Annotated in this window: 5 protein-coding genes; 2 read left to right on the forward strand and 3 right to left on the reverse strand. The window is 40.0% G+C overall.

Annotated features, from left to right (window positions below):
- The first annotated feature begins 39 nt into the window (after window positions 1-39).
- Complete coding sequence (locus FJR05_RS03235) at window positions 40-4,881, forward strand: response regulator (RefSeq protein WP_168642790.1); 4,842 nt, start codon at window positions 40-42, stop codon at window positions 4,879-4,881.
- A gap of 174 nt (window positions 4,882-5,055) precedes the next feature.
- Here the strand turns inward: FJR05_RS03235 and FJR05_RS03240 are convergent, their stop codons facing one another.
- From FJR05_RS03240 to FJR05_RS03250, 3 genes are all read right to left on the reverse strand, one after another.
- Window positions 5,056-5,334, reverse strand: a complete 279-nt coding sequence (locus tag FJR05_RS03240; RefSeq protein ID WP_168642794.1) for a hypothetical protein — start codon at window positions 5,332-5,334, stop codon at window positions 5,056-5,058.
- A gap of 232 nt (window positions 5,335-5,566) precedes the next feature.
- Window positions 5,567-8,149: a DNA mismatch repair protein MutS gene (gene mutS / locus FJR05_RS03245; RefSeq protein ID WP_168642791.1), complete on the reverse strand. Its 2,583-nt coding sequence runs from the start codon at window positions 8,147-8,149 to the stop codon at window positions 5,567-5,569.
- A gap of 202 nt (window positions 8,150-8,351) precedes the next feature.
- Complete coding sequence (locus FJR05_RS03250; protein WP_168642792.1) at window positions 8,352-8,732, reverse strand: pentapeptide repeat-containing protein; 381 nt, start codon at window positions 8,730-8,732, stop codon at window positions 8,352-8,354.
- A gap of 95 nt (window positions 8,733-8,827) precedes the next feature.
- On the opposite strand from FJR05_RS03250, the gene FJR05_RS03255 reads away from it, so the two are divergent.
- On the forward strand, window positions 8,828-9,062 hold a 235-nt coding region (locus FJR05_RS03255), incomplete at its 3' end, for a hypothetical protein (protein WP_217385508.1).

Genomic DNA, 9,062 nt, shown 5'->3' on the forward strand with positions numbered 1-9,062 from the left:
CTTACACCTTTTACCTGTAGTAAGCTGATTTAATTAACTATGCAGCCGGAACAACAACAACGGATTTTAGGTTACTTTCTCGAAGAAGCCAGAGAACACCTAAACACTATTGAACAAGGATTACTGAATCTCCAACATACCCTGGAAGATTCAGAAATGATTAATGAAGTCTTCCGTGCAGCCCACTCTATCAAAGGTGGTGCGGCTATGTTAGGTCTGAGTAGTATTCAGCACACATCCCACCGTCTTGAGGATTGTTTCAAAATTCTTAAAGAACATCCTATTCGAGTAGACCAAAGGTTAGAATCTTTACTACTGGATATCTGTGATACATTAAAAGCCCTGATAGACAATCTTGGCAATCCCTTTGGTTTATCCGAGGAAAAAGCTCAAGCTTTGATGTCAAAAATTGAACCAGTAATGCAAGGGCTGAATGAGCATATAGAACTACTGGTAAAACAGGGTAATAATGAAGTATCAAATCATAGCAGCGCGTCCCCTACCCGGTTACAAATAGAGTCGCCTGTTTCCCCACAGATCCAAAATTCACCTGTACCAAGCCAACAAAATCAGGATTGGACAGAGTTTCAAACACAGGTGTTACAAATTCTGCGGGAAATGTTGCAACAGTTTAAACAAACTAACCTAGAAACTTCCCGCAACAATTTACAAGAATGCTGTCATCAATTAGTCACAATTGGTAAAAAATTAAATTTATCAAACTGGTGCAATCTGTGTGAATCGGCAGCCCTGGCTATATCCAATCCTGATAATAGTTATCTAACCTTAGCCAAAATAATTATTACTGAAATTAAGCAAGCGCAAGAATTAGTTCTCCAACATAGAGATGCAGAAATTACTATTAGTCAACAATTAGAAAATCTGTTTCCTCTTGCACAACTGGAGTTATTAGAATTTGCAGAAACGGAAACGGAAACTGGGGAAATTTTATTTACAGATACAACAGAACTAAATCTAGAATCAAATATAAATGGATTTACTAATCCACCTTTGTTTGATTATGAATCAACCGTACTTCAGCATTCTCCAGAAATAGGCATCTCTGAGTTAAACACTCTAGCTGATTTGTTTGAAGGCGATACCCCCGACTTAGAAGATAATTGGCAACAAGAAGAAATATTAGAAAATATAACTAGCTATCAGCTACCAAGTACCGACAGTGAATCGGAAAATAATAATCACAATTTAGCTGATTTCCTCTTCTTTGAAGATGACAATACAGATAAAATAACTGCAAATAATCATGAAGATTTAAGTCTCTTATTTGATGATAGTTTATTAGAACCAGAGAACATAGCTGGATCAAATATACAATCTGAAACAGTTAGTTCTCAACCAATAGAACCTAGTAATCTGTTGTCAAATCATACAGATTTACAATTTCCATCAGATGATGTATTGCTAGAATTAATCTCAATTTCCAGAGAATCTCGTCAGCCTAATTTGGAAAATGAGACAAATAGCAGTGATAATTTAGAAGAATTATTGACGTTCACAGCCGATGATGAATTACTATTTACGGATGAACCCACTAAATCAGAAAATACTGCTATCCCAGAAATAGCTACAGAATCTCCAATTAGTTTTGATAATTCCTTCTTATCAACGAATACAGATATCAATTCTCCAGCAAAAATTATTCCTACCACTGTAAAAATATCAAAAATAAAACCATCAGCACCAGAAAGTTTATCATTAGATAATTTATTTACAGAAGTAGGAAAAACTCAACCACCGCTAGTCAATGAAATTGATGATTTATTTAGTACAACAGAAATAACATCTAATCTTGCTAATTCAGTAGATGATCTAGATAACTTCTGGGATGATCTAGGCACAAGTGACTCGGAAAGCAGTTCTGTAATTAATCAAGATATAGCTAAAGAACTAGAGGAAAGTTTATTTAGTGCCTCTTTTGAAATTGGGACAAAAGATCAGCAAGCGACGACAAGTAATAGTGCAGATAACAAAGAGTTTGATCTGATTTTCCAAGAACAAGAACAATCTTTTGATTTATTCTTCACATCAGATAGCGATACTGGGGCGCAAGCCATAGATAATTTATTTGGTGATGTTATAAATGTAAACTCTAGTGCTGTTTCCGAATCTAGAGAATTATTTCTACCAGAAATTAATAATTTTTCCCAATCTTCAAAAGAGCTTAATTCAATACCAGAATTTGCTCATCAACCTTCAGAAGTAACGGACAATCAACAAATTTTTGAGATTGCTGAAGATGGCAATGATGACAGTTTGATTGTGTTTGAAGAAGAAAAAACAAACTCTTTATATAGTGTTTCTGAAGAATTAATTACAAACGCTAATATTAATGAGTTAACAACATTTATTGAGGAAGAAATAACATCTTCTGAAGCCAGCACTAAACTAGATGTTACATCTGATTTTGCAGATTTCAACTTAGAATTGGACTCAATTTCGCCAACGGCAATAACTACGGATAGTTCTGTAGTGGATGAAATTTCCCCAGAATTGGAGTTAGACAATTCACTACAATCATCTTTGTTAGATGATTTTGCGGCAATAGAAGCATTGTTGGATGAACCTGTACAAAAAGATATAGCAGAAGTATCTTCAATAGATGATTTCGCGGCAATAGAAGCACTTTTATCCACAGCATCAGGAGAAATTAATCAGGAGTTAGAATCTATCCCAGGGGAAGATTTTGCCGCATTAGAAGCATTATTGGGTGAGGTAGAAGACAACAAACCACAGGTAATTGCACAGACACCAGTAATTGTTCAACCTGTGGTAGTGAAGTCTCAAAATACTTTTGATTCCTTGGGATTAGAAGATGAATTTAGTGAATTAGAGGATTTGTTAGAACAGGCTGATAAAACAATATCTGGCTCATCAATAGCACCAGGAAAAACTGCTACTAGCAAAATCCCCCGTCCGACAACTCGACGAACAATAAAAGAAGAAAGTATGAAAATTCCAGTTAAACAACTGGATGATATGAGTAACTTAGTCGGGGAGTTGGTGGTAAATCGGAATACATTAGAGCAGGATCATGAACGTCTGCGACAGTCTCTAGATAACCTGTTGGTTCAGGTACAGCATCTATCAGATGTGGGAGTGAGAATGCAGGAATATTACGAGCGATCGCTCTTAGAAGCCTCTCTCCTATCCAGTCGCCGTTCTAGAGAACATGATGGACCTTCATCAGGCAATTCCCATAATCGCGGGTTTAGCGAAATTGAAATGGATCGGTTTACGCCCTTCCATATCCTGGCACAAGAAATGATCGAGTTCATCGTGCGAGTTCGGGAGTCAGCCAGTGATATTGACTTTGTTACCGAAGAAACCGAACAGGTCGCCAGACAGTTACGCCAAGCAACTAGTCAACTACAAGAAGGATTAACAAAAGCCCGAATGGTGCCATTTACCCAAGCTGTTGATCGTTTGCGGCGAGGGGTACGAGATAATGCTATTAGATATGGCAAACAAGTAGAATTGGTAACAGAAGGAGTTGAAACCTTAGTTGACAAGATGATTTTGGATCATCTCACAGATCCATTGACTCACATGGTCAATAATGCGATCGCTCACGGCATTGAAACCCCAGAAGTTCGGGCAGCCGCAGGTAAACCACCCGTAGGTATTATTAATATTCGCGCCCTACAACAAGGAAACCAAACCATCATTTCTGTCAGTGATGATGGTGCAGGTATTGATGATAAAAAAGTTAAAAACAAAGCCGTTAAAAAAGGTATCCTCACCCCCGAACAGGCAAAAACCATGTCTCGGATTGATACCTACGAACTGTTATTCCTCCCCAGCTTTAGTACCGCCGACGAAGTAGACGACATCAAAGGTAGGGGTGTAGGCATGAACGTCGTCCACAACGATATCAGCGAAATTCGCGGTACTGTGGGTACTGACTCCACACTAGGTCAAGGAACTATCTTTACCATTCGTCTCCCACTGACCCTAAGTATTTGTAAAGCCCTATTCTGCATTTGCGATCGCACCAGAATCGCTTTCCCAATGGACGGTGTGGAAGATACCCTGAATATTCCCAGCAAAAACATTCAGCAAGACGCTGACGGAGAATCATTTATCGTCTGGAGAGAGATTATTCTGCCCTTCAAACCTTTAAAAGATATCTTAGTTTTTAATCGTCAGCTTAGTCGTGGCAACATCTATGGGACAAAGAAAGATGATGACACGATTTCCGTCATCATTGTTCGCTCAGGTAATACCATGATTGCTTTACAAGTTGATCAAGTCCTCAGTGAACAAGAAATTGTAATTAAGCAATTTGAAGGCCCAGCACCTAAACCTAGCGGTGTAGCTGGTGCTACAGTCCTTGGTGACGGTATGATTATGCCCATTGCTGACGTACTAGAAATCATTGATATCTTCCAAGGTAAGATGTCTAAACATATCGGTGGCAACTGGCAGCAACCAAACTCACCATCAATCAACACAATTACCGCTGATAAAGTAGAAACAACAGTATTAATTGTTGATGACTCCATCACAGTTCGAGAACTTCTATCTCTTACCTTTACCAAAGCTGGTTATCGCGTAGAACAAGCCCGTGATGGACAAGAGGCATGGGATAAACTTCGTTCCGGTTTACCTTGCGATATCGTCTTCTGTGACATTGAAATGCCTCGTTGTGATGGATTAGAACTGCTATCTCGAATCCAGAAAGATGGTTCTTTTGACAACTTACCTATTGCCATGCTGACCTCTCGCGGTGCTGACAAACATAGACAAATGGCATTACAACTCGGTGCTAGTGGCTACTTTACTAAGCCCTATTTAGAAGAAGCACTTTTAGAAGCAGCTTCGCGGATGCTAAAAGGAGAAAACCTCGTAGTCACAGTTTAACCAGGAATCGTAAGGGCAATCCCCTCGTGGTTGCCCAGAATATTAGGGGCTATTGATATAGCAACGGTCAAGGTGGTTAGGACATGAATTAATCATGAAACTCCATCCACAACAGGTTTTTACACCTTCTTCCTTCTTCCTTCTTCCTGACTCCTGACTCCTGCTATAACAACCTTATGATTGAGGAATCAAACTGGTGGTTTTATTCACACCATCCCAAACTATCCAATTAATGTCATTAGGTAAATTATCGGTTTGATTGGTAACTTTAAAATAGAATTTGTCACCATTTTTAAACTGCACTGCAAAATCAGCATTTTGGGCAAAAACAACTATAAAACCTCTATCCCGTAAGCAATACATCGCCCAATTCTTTAAAGATTGTTTATGGGGTTCGTGAGGAATTGGAGGATTAGTAATTACGTCTGCAATGACTTTTAAAACTTTTTCCATATTTGGATTTAATTCAGAATCACAACGAATTTCAATCATAAACTCATCTGGGTCATAAAAGTATAGCGGTTTCCGCTCTTACAGCAATTTCTAATGTTATGAGGTACAGTTTTTTATCGCCTTTACCAACTGATATAGCGATCCTGAAGGTAATCTACTCACAAGCCGAATAAGGATTAAGCTTCCCCTCTCTGAAGAGACGGGGATTTCTGAAGAGTTTAAAAGCCAACTTTTATAAATTTTCACGCAAACCCATTGCTATTTTACTGTGTTTTTCGATTTGTCCCATCACCTGTTTTGCTCTTTGAATTACCACTGGGGGTAAACCTGCTAGTCTTCCGGCTTCTATTCCATAGGATTTATCAGCGCCACCGGGTTGGACTTGATGTAAAAAGATAATTTGGTCTGGTAATTCTTTAACTGTAACTTGATAATTTGCCACATTAGAAATGATTGTAGCTAATTCATTTAATTCGTGATAATGGGTGGCAAAAATTGTGCGAGATTTAATTTCAACTGCTAAATATTCTGCTACAGCCCAAGCAATTGATAATCCGTCAAATGTTGCTGTTCCTCGACCAATTTCATCTAATAAAACTAAAGATTTTGCAGTTGCGTGATTGAGAATATTGGCGGTTTCATTCATTTCTACCATAAAGGTAGATTGACCTGTGGCTAAATCATCTACAGCGCCAACACGAGTAAAAATGCGATCGCACACCCCCAATCTAGCAGACCTCGCTGGCACAAAACTCCCCACCTGCGCCATTAACTGAATTAAACCTACCTGCCTTAAATAACAACTCTTACCACTCGCATTTGGACCCGTCAAAATAACTAAATCAGGTGATTGGTGATTAGATTCATTCCCAGTCCCCAGTCCCCAGTCCCCAGTCCCCAACTTTGTCGAATTAGGCACAAAGAACCCCGCAGGTAAAGACTGTTCCACCACTGGGTGACGACCATCAATTACGTCAATTTCCCGACTTTCTAGCATCTCAGGACGACAGTAACCCAGATGTACAGCTAATTCCGCCAAACCACATAATACATCCGACGCAGCCACCGCACGGGCAATATTCCGAATGATTTCATCTTGAGAACCTACTTCATGGCGTAATGCGTCAAAAATCTGATATTCCAACTGATTTAAATCATCTCGCGCTGTAAGGATGCGTGCTTCTCGTTCTTTTAAATCAGGAGTGATGTAACGTTCCTCATTAGTTAAAGTTTGTCTACGAATGTAATTATCGGGAACTTGGTCGGATTTACTGCGGGAAATACTGATATAATAACCAAAGGTTTTATTAAATCCTACCTTTAAAGTCGGGATTCCTGTTCTCGCTCTTTCATCAACTTCTAAGTTCGCAATCCATTGTTGATCACTTTCTACAGTGGCTTTTCTTTCATCCAACAACGGATTGATCCCCGCCCGAATTAAACCGCCTTCTTTTAAATGGGTTGGTGGTGTTTCTACGATATGAGCGTGTAACTTTTCTGCTAGTTCTTCGAGGATGGGCGGGACTTTTTGCAAAGCTTTTAAGAACGGGGAATTGGCATCCGCAACTAGGCGAGATAATTCGGGTAAACGGGAGAAAGAATCAGCTAAGGCGACTAAATCTCTGGCATTTGCTCTACCAGATGCGGCTCTGACTGTTAAACGTTCTAAATCGTAAATTCGCCTTAATAACTGCCGCAAATCTTGACGTAAGGGCGTATTTTCTACTAATTCCTGAATAGTATCTTGGCGAGATTTAATTCCTTTAATATCTAGTAGCGGTTGTAACAACCATCTTCTTAAAGCTCGGCTACCCATTGCGGTGCTAGTTCGGTCTAAAGCCCATAATAGAGAACCGTGAAATGTGCCGTCGCGGACGGTTTGGGTAATTTCTAAGTTACGACGGGTTTGATGATCAACAATTAAATAATCGGTGAGGGTATAGGTGCGTAATAATTGCAGGGAGACAGGATGGGCTTTTTGTGTGTCTTCAATGTATTCTAAAAGACCTCCAGCGGCGCGAACTGCGAGGGGAAGATGTTCACAGCCTAAACCTTCGAGCGATCGCACTTTGAATTTCTGCAATAATTTACTTCTAGCTTCTGCTTGGGAAAAGGGGACTTGCGATCGCAAACTATAGCAAAATGATGGTGGTAAACATTGGGGAAGTGATGGGGAAGTTTCCCCAGGACGCAATAAACTACCTAAATCGGGGGCGTTAGTGGGAAACAGGACTTCGGACGGTTGCAACCGCATTAACTCTTGCGTTAAGTGTTCTAAATCACTACCTTGAGATGTGAGAAATTCTCCCGTTGATATATCTGCGTAGGCTAATCCCCAATGATTAACAGCAATTACCACAGCCGCGATGTAATTATTGCGACTGGCTTTAAGCATTCCCTCTTCTAATAATGTTCCAGGCGTGAGAATGCGCGTTACTTCTCGCTTAACCAAACCAATCGCATCAGCAGAATCTTCAACTTGGTCACAAATTACGACAGCATAGCCTTTCTCCACCAGTTGGGTTGTGTAGCGTTCCCAAGCGTGATGAGGTACACCTGTCATGGCAACGCGACCAACTTCACCACCATGTTTACTAGTTAAAACTAATTCTAATTCTCTGGAGACGGTTACAGCGTCTTGGAAAAAAGTTTCAAAAAAATCACCGACTCTGTACAGCAGCAACGCATGAGGATATTTATCTTTTACTTCAACATAATGCTGATACATCTTACTCAGCTTACTGCGGTCTTCTACCAGATTTGTATCAGTAAGTGATGCGTTTGGTTGATTGGGTTCTGGTGTGGAAGTCGTCATGGTAGATGCTGAGAATTTATTGGCACAGATTTTTGGCACTCTATTTGATCATAGCTTGATGTGGGGGATAGGGTGCGATCGCTTAAAGTTTATTTATTGTTAAACTTCATCGAGCAAGTGGTTAATTATTTTAAGTATTGTTAATGTTGGGTTTCTACAAGATCAGAGATATGCTTGCAGCAGCGTTTCGCTATTGCAGTTTTTACCCTTCAATACTCTCTTCAACAAGAATATCGCCATTACCGACAATAGTATTTTGGAAATAAGCTCCGTGAGATCGACCGAAATCACTGAGGTATGACCCTTTGAGGTTGGCATTTTCAAATATGGCGCAAACAGCGTCAGCATCGGTCACACTAGCCCCTTCCAAATTAGTACCAATGAACCTAGCCAGAGTCAATTTGGCACAGCTGAGATTAGCCCCACTCAAGTTAGCTCCACTCAAGTTAGCAGCCAACAAATTAGCTCGACTCAGATTAGCCTTACTCAGGTCAGCCCCACTCAAGTCAGCCTTTTCCAAATTAATCCCACTAAAATCTCTCTCCCCAGCAGCATAACGCTGGAGCAACTCTTTAGCATCCATGACTCAAATCCTTCATTAACCAACATACATAAAGGCAACTTACAAAACAGCGGTCTTTTACCAGATTGGTATCAGTAAGTGATGCGTTTGGTTGATTGGGTTCTGGTCTGGAAGTCGTCATGGTAGATGCTGAGAATTTATTGGCACAGATTTTTGGCACTCCACTCGATCATAGCTTGATGTGGGGGATAGGATGCGATCGCTTAAAGTTTATTGGCTTTGTTGAATTGAGGTATGAAACTCAAAATCTAAAACTTTGCGTCTTTGCTCCTTTGCGACTTTGCGCGAAACAAAATTTATGGCTAGTGGTCTGTCAGTTTTCTATTTGTG

Source organism: Dolichospermum sp. UHCC 0259, assembly GCF_009711935.1.
Taxonomy (GTDB): Bacteria; Cyanobacteriota; Cyanobacteriia; order Cyanobacteriales; family Nostocaceae; genus Dolichospermum.